This is a genomic window from Enterobacter sp. SGAir0187, from assembly GCF_002952735.2.
GTDB classification, from domain to species: domain Bacteria; phylum Pseudomonadota; class Gammaproteobacteria; order Enterobacterales; family Enterobacteriaceae; genus Enterobacter; species Enterobacter quasiroggenkampii.
Window position 1 is genome coordinate 4365403 of the sequence record NZ_CP025034.2, and the last position, 15560, is coordinate 4380962.

At 50.3% G+C, this 15560-nt stretch carries 15 protein-coding genes, 3 tRNA genes and 1 pseudogene; 18 read left to right on the forward strand and 1 reads right to left on the reverse strand.

Annotation, left to right across the window (positions count from 1 at the left end; genetic code table 11):
• Positions 1–67 precede the first annotated feature (67 nt).
• The 10 genes from CWR52_RS20870 to sdiA all read left to right on the forward strand — a co-directional run bounded on the left by CWR52_RS20870 (position 68) and on the right by sdiA (position 8220).
• Positions 68–1222 (forward strand): DegT/DnrJ/EryC1/StrS family aminotransferase, encoded by a 1155-nt coding sequence (locus CWR52_RS20870; protein WP_104950640.1) that lies wholly within the window; start codon positions 68–70, stop codon positions 1220–1222.
• A gap of 16 nt (positions 1223–1238) precedes the next feature.
• The gene (locus tag CWR52_RS20875) at positions 1239–1940 is read left to right on the forward strand and encodes a WbqC family protein (RefSeq protein WP_252152169.1); all 702 of its coding nucleotides are present in this window, start codon (positions 1239–1241) and stop codon (positions 1938–1940) included.
• A gap of 10 nt (positions 1941–1950) precedes the next feature.
• Positions 1951–2400, forward strand: coding sequence for a GNAT family N-acetyltransferase (locus tag CWR52_RS20880; RefSeq protein WP_104950642.1), 450 nt, complete (start codon positions 1951–1953; stop codon positions 2398–2400).
• 131 nt (positions 2401–2531) lie between these two features.
• Positions 2532–3251: an RNA polymerase sigma factor FliA gene (locus CWR52_RS20885; RefSeq protein ID WP_008500338.1), complete on the forward strand. Its 720-nt coding sequence runs from the start codon at positions 2532–2534 to the stop codon at positions 3249–3251.
• A 53-nt stretch (positions 3252–3304) separates the two neighbouring features.
• Positions 3305–3856 carry a flagella biosynthesis regulatory protein FliZ gene (gene fliZ, locus CWR52_RS20890; protein WP_104950643.1) on the forward strand — a complete coding sequence of 184 codons (552 nt, stop codon included), beginning with the start codon at positions 3305–3307 and terminating at the stop codon, positions 3854–3856.
• An 86-nt stretch (positions 3857–3942) separates the two neighbouring features.
• On the forward strand, positions 3943–4743 hold the full coding sequence (tcyJ, locus tag CWR52_RS20895; RefSeq protein WP_023336163.1) for a cystine ABC transporter substrate-binding protein: 801 nt from the start codon (positions 3943–3945) through the stop codon (positions 4741–4743).
• 107 nt (positions 4744–4850) lie between these two features.
• Positions 4851–5837, forward strand: coding sequence for a D-cysteine desulfhydrase (gene dcyD, locus CWR52_RS20900; RefSeq protein WP_104950644.1), 987 nt, complete (start codon positions 4851–4853; stop codon positions 5835–5837).
• 21 nt (positions 5838–5858) lie between these two features.
• Positions 5859–6527, forward strand: a complete 669-nt coding sequence (gene tcyL, locus CWR52_RS20905; RefSeq protein WP_014884380.1) for a cystine ABC transporter permease — start codon at positions 5859–5861, stop codon at positions 6525–6527.
• Complete coding sequence (tcyN, locus tag CWR52_RS20910) at positions 6524–7276, forward strand: L-cystine ABC transporter ATP-binding protein TcyN (RefSeq protein ID WP_008500343.1); 753 nt, start codon at positions 6524–6526, stop codon at positions 7274–7276. The genes tcyL and tcyN overlap by 4 nt, the downstream gene beginning before the upstream one ends.
• A 221-nt stretch (positions 7277–7497) precedes the next feature.
• Positions 7498–8220, forward strand: a complete 723-nt coding sequence (sdiA, locus tag CWR52_RS20915) for a transcriptional regulator SdiA (RefSeq protein ID WP_104950645.1) — start codon at positions 7498–7500, stop codon at positions 8218–8220.
• Positions 8221–8286: 66 nt separating this feature from the next.
• On the opposite strand, the gene CWR52_RS20920 is transcribed toward sdiA, so the two are convergent.
• The gene (locus CWR52_RS20920; protein ID WP_008500345.1) at positions 8287–8511 is read right to left on the reverse strand and encodes a DUF2594 family protein; all 225 of its coding nucleotides are present in this window, start codon (positions 8509–8511) and stop codon (positions 8287–8289) included.
• A gap of 467 nt (positions 8512–8978) precedes the next feature.
• On the opposite strand from CWR52_RS20920, the gene uvrY reads away from it, so the two are divergent.
• From uvrY to CWR52_RS20960, 8 genes and pseudogenes are all read left to right on the forward strand, one after another.
• A complete protein-coding gene (gene uvrY / locus CWR52_RS20925) occupies positions 8979–9635 on the forward strand; it encodes a UvrY/SirA/GacA family response regulator transcription factor (RefSeq protein ID WP_013096026.1) in 657 nt (218 codons plus the stop codon).
• The gene (uvrC, locus tag CWR52_RS20930; protein ID WP_008500347.1) at positions 9632–11464 is read left to right on the forward strand and encodes an excinuclease ABC subunit UvrC; all 1833 of its coding nucleotides are present in this window, start codon (positions 9632–9634) and stop codon (positions 11462–11464) included. The genes uvrY and uvrC overlap by 4 nt, the downstream gene beginning before the upstream one ends.
• A 56-nt stretch (positions 11465–11520) precedes the next feature.
• Positions 11521–12069: a CDP-diacylglycerol--glycerol-3-phosphate 3-phosphatidyltransferase gene (pgsA, locus tag CWR52_RS20935; protein ID WP_008500348.1), complete on the forward strand. Its 549-nt coding sequence runs from the start codon at positions 11521–11523 to the stop codon at positions 12067–12069.
• Between the two features lie 152 nt (positions 12070–12221).
• Positions 12222–12297: transfer RNA gene (locus tag CWR52_RS20940), tRNA-Gly, on the forward strand.
• Positions 12298–12343: 46 nt separating this feature from the next.
• Positions 12344–12417 (forward strand) — tRNA-Cys (locus CWR52_RS20945).
• A gap of 11 nt (positions 12418–12428) precedes the next feature.
• Positions 12429–12515, forward strand: a tRNA-Leu gene (locus CWR52_RS20950).
• A gap of 258 nt (positions 12516–12773) precedes the next feature.
• A pseudogene (locus CWR52_RS20955) lies at positions 12774–14297 on the forward strand (type I restriction-modification system subunit M).
• The gene (locus CWR52_RS20960) at positions 14287–15558 is read left to right on the forward strand and encodes a restriction endonuclease subunit S (protein ID WP_104950646.1); all 1272 of its coding nucleotides are present in this window, start codon (positions 14287–14289) and stop codon (positions 15556–15558) included. Before CWR52_RS20955 ends, CWR52_RS20960 begins: the two are co-directional and overlap by 11 nt.
• The last annotated feature ends 2 nt before the right edge of the window (positions 15559–15560 follow it).

A 15560-nucleotide genomic window follows, 5' to 3' on the forward strand; every position in this document is an offset into this window, starting at 1 on the left:
TTTACCGATAGCAACTGTGTGCTCATCGCTATGATAGGACACCACCCCTTAGTCCACAGGTTCTCATATGAGTGATAACGTCTATGTTACCAGCCCGCTTTTGCCTCCCCTCGAGGAGTTTATTCCTTATCTGGAAAAAATTTGGCAAAACCGGATCCTGACAAACGGCGGCGAGTTTCACCAACAGCTTGAACAGGCTCTGGCGCGTTATCTTGGCGTAAAGTACGTGAGTTTATTCTCAAATGGTACGCTTGCCCTGTTGACGGCTATGCAGACGCTGCGGATCCGTGGCGAGGTGATCACCACCCCGTACTCCTTTGTTGCAACCTCTCATAGTTTGCTTTGGAATGGACTAACTCCGGTCTTTGCGGATATTGATCCCGATACGTTTAATATTGACCCTGAGAAAATTGAATCACTCATCACGCCGCAAACGTCAGCAATATTACCGGTGCATTGTTACGGTATTCCTTGTGATACCGTACGTATTCAACAGATCGCCGATACATACGGCCTAAAGGTTATTTACGACGCTGCCCATTGTTTTGGAGTAAAAGAGAATAATACCAGTGTCCTGAACCACGGCGATCTTTCGGTCGTGAGTTTCCATGCTACCAAAGTATTTAATACCTTTGAAGGTGGTGCGATTATTTGTCATGACATTAAAACCAAACAGCGAATTGACTATCTGAAAAATTTTGGTTTTGCTGATGAGGTCACCATCATGGCCCCAGGTATTAATGGCAAAATGAATGAAGTCCAGGCGGCAATGGGGTTGCTTCAGTTGCAGCATATTGACGCGGCTCTGGCGGAACGCAAAGCGATTTATGAGCGGTATGTAAAGCTGCTGGATGAATGGCTGCCGGAACTTAGCTATATAACACCTTCTTGCTCGATTGAATGGAATTTCGCCTATTTCCCCGTTCTCTTTGAGGGTAACATTCTAAGCGCGCGCGATGAAGTTTACAGTGCCTTACGGCAGCAGGGGATTTTTGCACGACGCTATTTCTATCCTCTAATTAGTGAGTTTCAGATGTATCGTCAATTTGCAACAGCTGATGCCCGACATCTTCCTGTAGCGTGGTCGATTTCTCGAGGTATTCTCTGTCTACCTATTTATCCTGGCCTGACATATGAAAATCAGATCCGGATCGTGGAAATTATTAGTAAGACATATTCTCCGCATAAAAATGCACAGTGCGTCGCAACTAGTGCGTTATAAATAAGGATTGTCAGTTGTGAAAATTGCAGTAATGCAACCTTACTTTCTACCCTATATTGGTTATTTTCAACTGATGTCAGCGGTTGACCGCTTTGTTCTATTTGACAACGTGCAGTACGTCAGGCAGGGCTGGATCAATCGCAATCGTATTTTGCAACATAATCAACCCGGCATTGTTACTCTTCCATTAGCGAAGGATTCGCGCTTTCTCGCAATCAACAGTCGTCACTTGTCAGATAATTTTATTCGTGAGGATTTGCTCAATCAATTTCTTGATGCCTATCGTCATGCACCTTACTTTCATACAGTATTTCCGCTTGTAGAAAAGATTGTTAATTGTTCTTGCAATAATTTGTCAGACTATCTTGGTAACTCATTGATGGTATTGCGTCAGGTATTATCTCTGGAGTGTGAAATTATGCTCTCGTCTGATATTGCCATTGATCATAAATTGCGTGCTCAGGACAAAATATTGTCCATTTGCTCGACTCTGGGGGCTCATACATATATCAACCTTCCTGGTGGTCGCGCGCTTTATGACAGCGAAAGCTTTCAGCAGCAAGGTGTCAACTTACAGTTTATCCAACCGAAGAATATATGTTATCCACAGTTTGGTGCTGAGTTTGTCCCTTGGCTCTCAATTATCGATGTCATGATGTTTAATAGTAAAAATGAGGTTATCAACCTTTGTCGTCATGGCTGGACTGTGAGTGGTTAAGGAGCATGTGATGATATCACGCGTCAACACCGCCACTGCCATGCAGATTGCAGGGCATCTTCACCTTGGCGAATCCGATTTTGTCGAGCATCTCATGCGGCAGGTTAATATTGAACGTTATGCTGCTAAAATTAAAAAATATGGCTTTACCTTTGAAGTGTGGAGCGATAACCAGTTAATTGGCCTTGTTGCGGCATATCTGAATAAGGAAAAACGGACCGGATTTATTACTAATGTTTCTGTACTACCTGGTTGGCAATCATGTGGCATCGGGGATGAGTTATTGCGAAACAGTATTCTTTATCTTGAAGAGGCGGGTGTTGAACAGATAGCCCTTGAAGTGCTAAGCATCAGAGAAAAGGCTATTAGATTGTATTCAAAACATGGCTTTATCATCTCTTCTTCTGAACAGGATACGCTCATGATGGTGCGAAAAAGTAGAGTGTCCGGTCCGTCTTAATCCCGTTAATTTGGACCGGGGAGGGAGTAAGGCAGAAATAACCCCTCATTTCACCCACTATTCACCCGATTAAAACCTCTGCAGAATCGGATAATCATGCCGATAACTCAACTAACGCAGGGCTGTTTATCGTGAATTCACTCTATACCGCTGAAGGTGTAATGGATAAACACTCGCTGTGGCAGCGTTATGTCCCGCTGGTGCGTCACGAAGCATTGCGCCTCCAGGTGCGCTTGCCGGCGAGCGTGGAACTCGACGATCTGCTACAGGCGGGCGGTATCGGGTTATTGAATGCAGTTGACCGATACGACGCTCTGCAAGGAACGGCATTTACGACTTACGCAGTTCAGCGTATTCGTGGTGCGATGCTGGACGAGCTGCGCAGCCGTGACTGGGTGCCGCGCAGTGTTCGCCGCAACGCGCGCGAAGTGGCGCATGCGATGGGGCAGCTGGAACAGGAACTGGGACGCAACGCAACGGAAACTGAAGTGGCGGATCGTCTTGGCATTGCTGTTGAAGAGTATCGTCAGATGTTGCTCGATACCAATAATAGCCAACTCTTCTCTTATGACGAGTGGCGAGAAGAGCATGGCGATAGCATCGAGCTGGTGACGGATGAGCACCAGCAAGAAAACCCGTTACACCATTTAATGGAAGGGAATTTACGCCAGCGCGTCATGGAAGCTATTGAAGCTCTGCCTGAACGCGAACAGCTGGTATTGACCCTTTATTACCAGGAAGAGCTTAACCTCAAAGAGATTGGCGCTGTTCTGGAGGTGGGAGAGTCGCGGGTGAGCCAGCTGCACAGCCAGGCCATTAAACGCTTACGAACCAAGCTGGGTAAGTTATAGGTGATTGATTCACCTTAAAATGCCGCACAACGTATTGACAACCAGGAGTTATCATGACGGTGCAGCAACCTAAAAGACGGCCTTTAAGCCGCTACCTGAAAGACTTTAAACACAGCCAGACGCATTGCGCCCACTGTAACAAGTTACTCGATCGTATCACGCTGGTTCGCCGTGGCGAAATCGTCAATAAGATCGCGATTTCGCGCCTCGACACGTTGATGGACGAAGCAGCATGGCTCGAAGAGCAAAAAGAGTGGGTGGCGCTTTGCCGTTTCTGTGGCGATCTCCACTGCAAAGAGCAAAGCGACTTCTTCGACATTATCGGCTTCAAGCAATTCCTGTTTGAACAAACGGAGATGAGCCACGGCACCGTTCGCGAATATGTGGTTCGCCTGCGTCGCCTCGGGCAACATCTGACCGTGAACAATATTTCTCGCGATCTGCTGAAAACCGGTTATCTGGACGAGAACCTGGAGCCGTGGCTGCCTGCGACCAGCACCAACAACTACCGCATTGCGCTGCGCAAGTATGCACAATATAAGGTACAAATGCCGGGTGCCATAAAGCAGAAAGCCCACGCCGGAACAACTTCTGATATATATTAAAAAAGAATAAGATGTAGCGCAGTCGCCTTTGACGTTGCAGGCGATTTCTCTACACTACGTAAAAATTCCACTATATCGGGGTATTTATGAAATTTGCACTTCTGGGTCGTCAGGCGCTGATGGGTGTTATGGCCGTTGCGCTGGTTGCAGGCATGAGCGTGAAAACGTTCGCCGCAGAAAACCTGCTGAATAAAGTGAAAGAGCGCGGTACGCTGCTGGTCGGGCTGGAAGGAACCTATCCTCCGTTCAGCTTCCAGGGCGATGACGGTAAGCTGACCGGTTTTGAAGTGGAGTTTGCTGAAGAGCTGGCGAAACACCTCGGCGTGAAAGCGTCCCTGAAACCGACCAAATGGGACGGTATGCTGGCGTCGCTGGATTCGAAACGTATTGATGTGGTCATCAACCAGGTCACCATTTCTGACGAGCGTAAGAAGAAGTATGACTTCTCCACCCCGTATACCGTATCCGGTATTCAGGCGCTGGTGAAGAAAGGCAACGAAGGTGGGATTAAAACCGCCGCTGACCTGAAAGGGAAGAAAGTCGGTGTCGGTCTGGGAACCAACTACGAAGAGTGGCTGCGCCAGAACGTGCAGGGCGTAGATATCCGTACCTATGATGATGACCCGACGAAGTACCAGGATCTGCGCGTGGGCCGTATCGACGCCATTCTGGTTGACCGCCTGGCCGCACTGGATCTGGTGAAGAAAACCAACAACACCCTGGCGGTCGCAGGTGATGCGTTCTCTCGTCAGGAATCCGGTGTAGCAGTACGTAAAGGCAACGAAGATCTGGTTAAGGCGATCGACTCCGCAATTGCTGACATGCAAAAAGACGGCAGCCTGAAGGCGCTCTCCGAGAAGTGGTTCGGCGCTGACGTCACCAAATAAGTTTCGGACGTAAAAAAAAGGCGCTTTTAAAAGCGCCTTTTTTATTTCTTACGCGTCTGCGTGCATAATGAAAAATATCACATTTTGTCTGAGTTACCGGAGCATCCATGTCACTACAGAATTTAACGCGCTTTCCCCGTCTGGAGTTCATCGGCGCACCGACGCCGCTGGAGTATCTGCCGCGATTTTCTGATTATTTAGGGCGCGATATTTTTATTAAGCGTGATGACGTGACGCCCATGGCGATGGGGGGCAACAAGCTGCGCAAGCTGGAGTTTCTGGCGGCGGACGCCCTGCGTGAAGGCGCGGATACGCTCATCACTGCCGGGGCCATCCAGTCCAACCACGTTCGCCAGACGGCGGCCGTGGCGGCAAAACTTGGGCTTCACTGCGTGGCATTGCTGGAAAACCCGATTAGCACGCGGGCTGAAAACTATCTCACCAACGGTAACCGCCTGCTGTTAGACCTGTTTAACGTGCAGGTTGAGATGGTTGACGCGCTGACCGACCCGAGCCCCCAGCTCGATGAGCTGGCGACGCGTCTGGAAGCGCAGGGTTTTCGCCCCTACGTTATCCCCGTCGGCGGTTCGAATGCGCTGGGCGCGCTGGGGTACGTGGAAAGCGCGCTGGAAATCGCGCAGCAGTGTGAGGGCGCGGTAAGTCTCTCCTCCGTGGTGGTCGCGTCCGGCAGTGCGGGCACCCATGCCGGGCTGGCGGTGGGGCTGGAGCAACTGCTTCCCGAGGTCGAACTGATTGGCGTGACGGTGTCCCGCAGCGTGGCGGATCAGAAGCCAAAAGTGGTTACATTACAGCAGGCGGTCGCAGAGCAGCTGGAGCTGAAGGCCAAGGCCGATATTCTGCTCTGGGATGACTATTTTGCGCCGGGTTACGGCACGCCGAACGAAGAGGGAATGGAAGCGGTGAAACTGCTGGCGCGCCTCGAGGGCATACTGCTCGATCCGGTCTATACCGGCAAAGCGATGGCCGGACTGATCGACGGCATTGCGCAAAAACGCTTTAAGGATGAAGGGCCGATTTTATTTGTCCATACCGGCGGAGCGCCTGCGCTGTTTGCCTACCATCCTCATGTCTAAAAATCAGGTCGAAAAATAATAATGCAAGAAAGTATTCAACTGGTTATTGATTCTCTGCCGTATCTGCTGAAAGGTGCGGTATTTACGTTACAGCTTAGTATCGGCGGGATGTTCTTTGGGCTGGTTCTGGGATTTGTGCTGGCCTTGATGCGCATGTCGCCCATCCTGCCGGTGCGCTGGCTGGCGCGCTTTTATATCTCCGTGTTTCGCGGTACGCCGCTTATCGCGCAGCTCTTTATGATTTACTACGGCTTACCCCAGTTTGGTATTGAGCTGGATCCGATCCCGGCAGCAATGATTGGCCTGTCGCTCAATACCGCGGCGTACACCTCCGAAACCCTGCGTGCGGCCATCTCATCCATTGACAAAGGGCAGTGGGAAGCGGCGGCCAGTATCGGGATGACGCCCTGGCAGACGCTGCGCCGCGCCATTCTGCCGCAGGCGGCGCGCGTGGCGCTTCCGCCGCTCAGCAACAGCTTTATCAGCCTGGTGAAAGATACCTCCCTGGCGGCAACGATTCAGGTTCCGGAGCTTTTCCGTCAGGCACAGCTCATCACCTCCCGTACGCTTGAGGTCTTTACCATGTATCTGGCCGCCTCGCTGATTTACTGGGTGATGGCGACAGTGCTCTCTGCTCTGCAAAACTATTTCGAAAACCAGCTTAACCGCCAGGAGCGTGATCCAAAATGAGTGCAATTGACGTCAAAAACCTGGTGAAAAAATTCCACGGTCAAACGGTGCTCCATGGGATCGATCTGGAGGTCGAGCAGGGCGAAGTGGTGGCGATTATCGGACCGAGCGGTTCGGGAAAGACAACGCTGCTGCGCAGCATTAACCTGCTTGAACAGCCGGAAGGCGGCACCATCCGCGTCGGGGAGATCACGATTGATACCGGGAAATCCATTAGCCAGCAAAAAGGGTTGATTCGCCGCCTGCGCCAGCATGTCGGCTTTGTTTTCCAGAACTTCAACCTTTTCCCGCATCGTACTGTGCTGGAGAACATCATCGAAGGGCCGGTGATCGTCAAAGGTGAGCCTAAAGAGGAAGCGACGGCGCGGGCTCGCGAACTGCTCGCCAAAGTAGGGCTGGCGGGGAAAGAGACCAGCTATCCGCGTCGCCTGTCGGGCGGGCAGCAGCAGCGCGTGGCGATTGCGCGCGCGCTGGCGATGCGCCCTGATGTGATCCTGTTTGATGAACCGACCTCTGCGCTCGATCCGGAACTGGTGGGCGAGGTGCTGAACACCATTCGCCAGCTGGCACAGGAGAAACGTACAATGGTGATCGTGACCCATGAAATGAGCTTTGCGCGCGATGTCGCTGACAGAGCCATCTTTATGGATCAGGGACGGATTGTGGAGCAGGGGCCAGCGAAAAGCCTGTTCGCTAACCCTCAACAGCCGCGAACCCGTCAATTCCTTGAAAAATTCCTTATGCAGTAGCATTTTTGCACGCATTTGCTCCAGAAATTACCCCTGGAGCAAATTATTCTCCCTCTGCGCGAGGGCTTCTGTTTTTTTATTCCATCCAGATCGGATAAACCTTATCGATAGTAAAGTTAATTGTGCTATTGCCGATATTTTGTGGCTAGAAAAAAGTTTTCTGTGTTAGCTTATATTCACCATAATAATGATTATCTGTTCAGAGGCTTCATTTAGTAAGTATGAAGGATTTAGACTTTTTCACCTGGCGACGGGATTGCTCCCTCCGGTTTCAGGAATTGACCTGTGCCGCCGAGGTATATCAGGAGCTGGAGCGACAAACTCAGGCGCTGGAATTTGATTATTACGCGCTCTGCGTGCGCCATCCCGTGCCATTTACCCGCCCTAAGATCTCCCTGCAAACCACTTACCCAAAGCTGTGGATGGCGCAATATCAATCCGCGAACTATTTCGCGATCGATCCGGTTTTAAAACCGGAGAATTTCATTCAGGGCCATCTCCCCTGGACAGATGCATTATTCGCTGAGGCGCAGGAATTATGGCACAGCGCCCAGGATCACGGTTTACGCTCGGGAATAACGCAGTGCCTGATGCTGCCAAATCATGCGCTTGGTTTCCTGTCAGTCTCTCGTACGCGTGTACAGGAAGGGCCATTAGCCCATGAAGAAATAGAACTGCGGTTGCAAATGCTGGTGCAAATGGCTTTAACCTCCCTGATGCGTTTTGACCATGAGATGGTCATGCCGCCCGAAATGAAATTCAGCAAGCGCGAGCGTGAAATTCTGAAATGGACTGCGGAAGGGAAGACGTCAGCGGAAATAGCGATCATTCTCTCGATCTCAGAGAATACCGTTAACTTCCATCAGAAGAATATGCAGAAGAAATTTAACGCACCTAATAAGACCCAGATCGCATGCTATGCGGCGGCAACGGGACTGATCTGACTCCGTAAAACGTTCTGCGTGACAGGCGAGCGAACGGCTGAATGCACTGCATCCAGCCGTTTTTTGTTACTGGCGGTAGGCTTGCTTGATTTGCTTAACGGTGTTAGCAAATACCGCTGATTCAGCCTGGTCTTCCATCTCCGCGATTTGTTTTTCCATTTTAATGATCACACGGCCGGCATCAGCCTGGCCCATCGCCTGCAGCATCAGCGTCAGCAGTGCCTTCAGGCAGTTTACTTCCTGTGCCAGTTCCTGGTTATTCTCCGCAGTGGCAAATTCAGGTGTGCTCATTTATTTTCCTCATTATTAAACGGCGCTAGAGCGCGACGACGAAAGTCAAGGCGGCGGAGTATACCACAAGCTAACGCAAAAAATGCAGCGGTTGTTTTTCGTACTTTTACGCGGGTGTTTAATTGCGTAAACAGAACGTACCGGTAAACTCAACCGGGTTAATGACTATTAATTGTTTAGGTTGGGTCCGCATGCCGTTAATTATTGTTACAAAAAGTTGATCTCTGTTTTTGTGCAGGTTAAGCCAGCACGATTTTTTTGTAACTTTTTGAATACAGATGGTTAAAAAAAGCCGCAAGAGCCCTAAAAACACGGACTCTCTTTCCACCGCCTGTACAGCCTAATTTCCAAAAACGAGAGCAAAATCGAATAGCCGGTTTTTTAACGTTTTAATCTTGTCATGAAAACCGTTAATATAAACCAAATTATCACTCAGTAGCGTTATCCCTATTCTGGAGACATTTCCTTTGATCAACGTCCTTCTTGTTGATGACCACGAACTGGTGCGCGCAGGGATACGACGCATTCTTGAAGATATTAAAGGTATTAAAGTTGCCGGTGAGGCATGCTGTGGTGAAGATGCGGTAAAATGGTGCCGTACTAACTCCGCCGATGTGGTGCTGATGGATATGAACATGCCCGGTATCGGTGGTCTTGAGGCAACACGCAAAATCGCGCGTACCTTTGTAGACACCAAAGTCATCATGCTGACCGTGCATACCGAAAATCCACTGCCTGCGAAAGTAATGCAGGCGGGGGCCGCGGGTTACCTGAGTAAAGGTGCTGCACCGCAGGAAGTCGTCAATGCTATCCGTTCCGTGTTTGCCGGACAGCGTTATATTGCGTCCGACATCGCTCAGCAGATGGCGCTGAGTCAGATTGAGCCCGAGAAAACCGAATCACCGTTTGCCAGTTTGTCCGAGCGTGAATTGCAGATTATGCTGATGATCACCAAAGGTCAGAAGGTGAATGAGATCTCGGAACAGCTTAATCTCAGCCCGAAAACGGTAAACAGCTATCGTTATCGGATGTTCAGTAAACTGAACATTCATGGTGACGTCGAACTGACGCATCTGGCCATCCGACATGGTTTGTGTAATGCGGAGACGTTGTTAAGTCAGTGAGTGATGTGTTCGATTCAAAAGCATTTCTGAAAACCGTAACCAGCCAGCCTGGCGTCTATCGCATGTATGACGCTGGCGGTACGGTTATCTATGTAGGGAAGGCAAAAGATCTTAAAAAACGCCTTTCCAGCTATTTTCGCAGCAACCTGGCCTCCCGTAAGACCGAAGCGCTGGTCTCACTCATCCAGAATATTGATGTCACCGTCACGCACACGGAGACAGAAGCGCTGCTGCTTGAGCACAACTATATTAAGCTGTACCAGCCGCGCTATAACGTTCTGTTGCGCGATGATAAATCCTATCCGTTTATCTTTCTGAGCGGCGACACCCATCCGCGCCTCGCCATGCACCGTGGTGCAAAACATGCGAAGGGTGAATATTTCGGGCCGTTCCCCAACGGCTATGCCGTGCGTGAAACGCTGGCGCTGCTGCAAAAAATCTTCCCGATCCGCCAGTGTGAAAACAGCGTTTACCGTAACCGCTCGCGCCCGTGCCTGCAGTACCAGATTGGACGCTGCCTGGGGCCGTGCGTGGCCGGGCTGGTGAGTGAAGAAGAGTATGCCCAGCAGGTGGAGTACGTGCGCCTGTTCCTGGCCGGTAAAGACGATCAGGTGTTAACGCAGCTGATCGCGCGGATGGAAAAAGCCAGCGCCGCACTCGAGTTCGAAGAGGCCGCGCGGATCCGCGACCAGATTCAGGCGGTGCGCAGAGTCACGGAGAAACAGTTTGTCTCAAATACCGGTGACGATCTCGATGTGATCGGCGTGGCCTTTGACGCCGGGATGGCCTGCGTGCATGTGCTGTTCATACGCCAGGGCAAAGTGCTCGGCAGCCGCAGCTATTTCCCGAAAGTGCCTGGCGGTACCGAACTGGGCGAAGTGGTGGAAACCTTTGTTGGCCAGTTCTATCTGCAGGGGAGCCAGATGCGCACGCTGCCTTCTGAGATCCTGCTCGATTTTAATCTTGACGATAAAACCCTGCTGGCCGATTCGCTCTCTGAACTGGCGGGGCGCCGGGTCAATGTACAAACCAAACCGCGCGGCGATCGTGCGCGCTATCTGAAGCTGGCGCGGACCAACGCGGCAACGGCGCTGAGCACGAAGCTGTCGCAGCAGTCGACGGTACACCAGCGTTTAACGGCCCTGGCGGCGCTGCTGAAGCTACCGGAAGTAAAACGGATGGAGTGTTTCGACATCAGCCATACGATGGGGGAACAGACGGTCGCATCCTGCGTAGTGTTTGATGCTAACGGCCCTCTGCGCGCCGAGTATCGCCGCTATAACATCACCGGCATCACGCCGGGCGATGACTATGCGGCGATGAATCAGGTGCTGCGTCGTCGCTATGGTAAAGCCATAGAAGAGAGCAAGATCCCGGATGTGATCCTGATTGACGGCGGGAAAGGGCAGCTCGGTCAGGCGAAAGCGGTATTTGAATCGCTTGATGTCAGCTGGGATAAAAACCATCCGCTGCTGCTGGGCGTCGCAAAAGGGGCCGATCGTAAGGCCGGTCTGGAGACACTGTTCTTCGAGCCGGAAGGTGAGGGCTTCAGCCTGCCGCCGGACTCTCCGGCGCTGCACGTCATTCAGCATATTCGCGATGAATCGCACGATCACGCCATCAGCGGTCACCGCAAAAAAAGGGCGAAGGTGAAAAACACCAGCTCACTCGAGACGATCGAAGGCGTGGGGCCAAAACGTCGCCAGATGCTGCTGAAGTATATGGGCGGATTGCAAGGATTACTCAACGCCAGCATGGAGGAAATTGCAAAAGTGCCGGGTATTTCGCAAGGGCTGGCAGAAAAGATCTACTACTCGTTGAAACATTGAGGGCTCTGTAGCAACATAGAGCTAAATTTTACTGACAACAAATAGTTACCGTCACTATGCAATATAACATCCCTACGTTGCTCACTCTTTTTCGTGTCGTACTCATCCCGTTCTTTGTGCTGGCGTTTTACCTGCCGGTTGTCTGGGCACCCTTTGCCTGCGCATTGATCTTCCTTATTGCAGCGGTAACAGACTGGTTTGATGGCTACCTGGCGCGCCGCTGGAATCAAAGCACCCGTTTTGGCGCCTTCCTCGATCCGGTGGCGGATAAAGTGATGGTCGCGATTGCGATGGTGCTGGTGGCTGAGCACTATCATACCTGGTGGGTAACGCTGCCTGCGGCAACCATGATTGGCCGTGAGATTATCATCTCCGCGTTGCGCGAGTGGATGGCGGAGCTGGGAAAACGCAGCAGCGTGGCGGTCTCCTGGATCGGCAAAGTGAAAACGACGGCGCAGATGGCGGCGCTGGTCTGGATGCTCTGGCGTCCGAACGCCTGGGTTGAGTGGGCGGGGATTGGCCTCCTGTGGGTGGCGGCAGTGCTCACGCTGTGGTCAATGCTGCAATATTTGAACGCTGCGCGCGGGGATTTGCTTGATCAGTGATCGTTTCGCCGTAATTTTCAGCAAACGATCCGGGGATGCAAAAAATAACGTTGACTCATAACGTCATATCAGTAGAATGCAACGCATCGAACGGCGGCACAGCAAGCCGGACGATAATGAAATCAAGTGGTTAGACATTTACTTGATGACATGCGGGAATAGCTCAGTTGGTAGAGCACGACCTTGCCAAGGTCGGGGTCGCGAGTTCGAGTCTCGTTTCCCGCTCCAGATTAAAGACATGCGCAATAGCGGGTGTCAGTTTAAAAAGTTTTACGGCGCGTTAGCAAAGCGGTTATGTAGCGGATTGCAAATCCGTCTAGTCCGGTTCGACTCCGGAACGCGCCTCCACTTTCTTCCCTGGCCGGATGGTGGAATCGGTAGACACAAGGGATTTAAAATCCCTCGGCGTTCGCGCTGTGTGGGTTCAAGTCCCACTCCGGCTACCATGGGAAACAAAGAATAATCAAAGCAATAAGCAGTGTCGTGAAACCACCGAAAGGTGGTTTTTTTGTGCCTGAAATCCATGTGATAACTCTACATCCCCCCAAAAGACCTCAATCTAATTAATTCCGTTTACGAGCGCGTATTGGTTCAAAACATAATGACTTAACGTGTCTGACTCTATGTTCTGGGGTATTATCTCACTCTATTCATTTACGTATTTCCCGGCTCTCCGGGCTGGCATTCTCATACCAGGATGATTCATGAACGATAAAATTAGTCAGGATACGATCAACAAAGCCCTGTGGGCCGCGTGTGATACGTTCCGTGGCACCATCAGTGCTGATACCTATAAAGACTTTATCCTTACCATGCTGTTCCTCAAGTACATTTCGGATGTCTGGCAGGATCACTATGACGAATACAAAGAACAGTATGGCGATGCGCCGGAACTGATTGAAGCGATGATGGCGAACGAGCGTTTTGTGCTGCCGAAAAGCGCCAGTTTCTATGCGCTGTATGAGCGCCGTCATGAACCGGGCAACGGTGAGCGCATCGATCAGGCGCTGCATGCGATTGAAGAAGCCAACGGCACCAAACTGAAAGACGCCGGGAAAAGTGTCTTCTAGGATATTTCGTTTAACACCGATCGACTGGGCGAAGAAAAACAGAAGAACACCATCCTGCGTCAGCTGCTGGAAGACTTTGCCGGTGAAGATCTCAACCTGAAGCCGAGCCGTGTCGGTACGCTGGACGTTATCGATAATGCCTACGAATATCTGATTAAAAACTTTGCTGCCAGCGGTGGGCAGAAAGCAGGCGAGTTCTATACTCCGCCGGAAGTTTCGGACCTGATTGCTGAACTGCTTGACCCGCAACCGGGTGATACCATCTGCGATCCGGCCTGCGGCTCTGGTTCGTTATTGATGAAGTGCGGACGTAAAGTTGTCTCAGGACATGATAGCCGGAACTATGCGTTGTTCGGTCAGGAGGCCATTGGCTCCACGTGGTCGCTGGCGAAAATGAACATGTTCCTGCACGGCGAAGACAACCACAAAATCGAGTGGGGCGATACCATTCGTAACCCTAAGCTGCTCGATAAAAACGGCGACCTGATGCTGTTTGATATCGTGACTGCCAACCCACCGTTCAGCCTGGATAAGTGGGGCCATGACGAGGGGGAGAACGATAAGTTTGGTCGTTTCCGTCGTGGTGTACCGCCGAAGACCAAAGGCGATTATGCCTTTATTCTTCATATGATCGAAACCCTGAAACCGGGAACAGGACGGATGGGCGTGGTGGTGCCACACGGTGTGCTGTTCCGGGGTTCCAGCGAAGGTAAAATTCGTCAGAAACTGATCGACGAAAACCTGCTGGATGCGGTAATTGGTCTGCCGGAAAAACTGTTCTACGGTACGGGGATTCCTGCTGCAATTCTGATTTTCAAAAAACAGAAAGTGGATGACAAGGTGCTGTTTATCGATGCCAGCCGTGAATTTAAGGCGGGTAAAAACCAGAACCAGCTTAGCGCAGAAAACATCGAGAAAATCGTCAAGACCTATCGTGATGGCGATAATGTCGATAAATACGCCTACCTTGCCAGCCTGAAAGATATTCAGGATAACGATTACAATCTCAACATCCCACGCTATGTCGATACCTTTGAGGAAGAAGACGAGATCGATTTGCTGGTGGTGCATAAGGAACGTGAGCAACTAAAGGTGGAGCTGGCGAAACTGGAAACGGAGATGGCGGGTTATCTGAAGGAGCTTGGTTATGGCTCGTGAAATAATATTGCAAAAGCTGCCTGTAGGGTGGAGCTACAATTTATTGGATAATATTGCTGAAAGATGCAGTGGCCATACACCGAGTAAATCATTCCCGGAATATTGGAATGGTGGCATTAAATGGATTTCCCTCGCTGATTCATGTCGCCTTGATAAAGGGTACGTTTATGAAACCGATAAAGAAATATCTCTAGAGGGCATCAAAAATAGTTCAGCTGAAGTACATCCGGCGGAAACTGTTGTATTATCGCGCGACGCAGGTGTTGGCAAGAGTGGTGTTATGGCTACGCCAATGGCTGTGAGTCAGCACTTTATTGCCTGGAAATGTGATAATAAAGAAAAGCTTCATAGTTGGTATCTTTATAATTGGTTGCAATTAAATAAAGAAGAGTTCGAAAGGCAGGCTGTTGGCTCTACAATTAAAACAATTGGTCTTCCATATTTTAAGAAATTAAGAATAGCTGTTCCTCCTTTTGACGAACAAAAGAAAATCGCCCAAATCCTGTCCGCCTGGGATAAGGCGATTTCGGTGACGGAAAAGCTTCTCACCAACAGCCAACAGCAAAAAAAAGCCCTGATGCAGCAATTACTTACCGGGAAGAAGCGCTTGCTGGATGATAATGGTACAAGGTTTTCTGAAATTTGGGGATTGTATGCCTTATCGAAATTATTTCAGAGAGTTACGACCAAAAACAATGGAAAGAGCACTAATGTTGTAACCATTTCCGGACAACATGGTTTGATTAAGCAGGAGGTTTTTTTCAAGAAAACAGTGGCATCAGATACCCTTGATGGATATTTCTTATTAAAAAAAGGACAGTTTGCATATAATAAAAGTTACTCTAATGGTTATCCGATGGGAGCAATAAAACGATTAAATCGATACCCAGAGGGAGTAGTAACAACTCTGTATATATGTTTTGAACTTTCTACACCCAAAGAATCATTCGGTGACTATTGGGAGCATTATTTTGAGTCAGGCCTTTTGAATAACAGTTTGTCTCAAATCGCTCATGAAGGTGGTCGGGCTCATGGCTTGCTAAATGTGAAACCTTCGGACTTTTTTTCATTAAAAGTTCCGGTTCCTAGCTTTGAAGAACAACAAAAGATCGCCGCCGTCTTGTCCGCTGCTGACGCCGAAATCTCCACGCTGGAGAAAAAACTCGCTTGCCTGAAAGACGAGAAAAAAGCCCTGATGCAGCAATTACTGACCGGAAAGCGTCGTGTCAAAGTAGAAGCTGAAGAAGCCGTGAGCGCTTAACG

What these genes read in the sequence shown, in the direction of transcription:
- CWR52_RS20870 (WP_104950640.1), top strand. Translation starts at nt 68, where the DNA reads ATGAGTGATAACGTCTATGTTACCAGCCCGCTTTTGCCTCCCCTCGAG.
- CWR52_RS20880 (WP_104950642.1), top strand. Translation starts at nt 1,951, where the DNA reads ATGATATCACGCGTCAACACCGCCACTGCCATGCAGATTGCAGGGCAT.
- fliZ (WP_104950643.1), top strand. Translation starts at nt 3,305, where the DNA reads ATGACGGTGCAGCAACCTAAAAGACGGCCTTTAAGCCGCTACCTGAAA.
- tcyJ (WP_023336163.1), top strand. Translation starts at nt 3,943, where the DNA reads ATGAAATTTGCACTTCTGGGTCGTCAGGCGCTGATGGGTGTTATGGCC.
- dcyD (WP_104950644.1), top strand. Translation starts at nt 4,851, where the DNA reads ATGTCACTACAGAATTTAACGCGCTTTCCCCGTCTGGAGTTCATCGGC.
- tcyL (WP_014884380.1), top strand. Translation starts at nt 5,859, where the DNA reads ATGCAAGAAAGTATTCAACTGGTTATTGATTCTCTGCCGTATCTGCTG.
- tcyN (WP_008500343.1), top strand. Translation starts at nt 6,524, where the DNA reads ATGAGTGCAATTGACGTCAAAAACCTGGTGAAAAAATTCCACGGTCAA.
- sdiA (WP_104950645.1), top strand. Translation starts at nt 7,498, where the DNA reads ATGAAGGATTTAGACTTTTTCACCTGGCGACGGGATTGCTCCCTCCGG.
- CWR52_RS20920 (WP_008500345.1), bottom strand. Translation starts at nt 8,511, where the DNA reads ATGAGCACACCTGAATTTGCCACTGCGGAGAATAACCAGGAACTGGCA.
- pgsA (WP_008500348.1), top strand. Translation starts at nt 11,521, where the DNA reads ATGCAATATAACATCCCTACGTTGCTCACTCTTTTTCGTGTCGTACTC.
- CWR52_RS20960 (WP_104950646.1), top strand. Translation starts at nt 14,287, where the DNA reads ATGGCTCGTGAAATAATATTGCAAAAGCTGCCTGTAGGGTGGAGCTAC.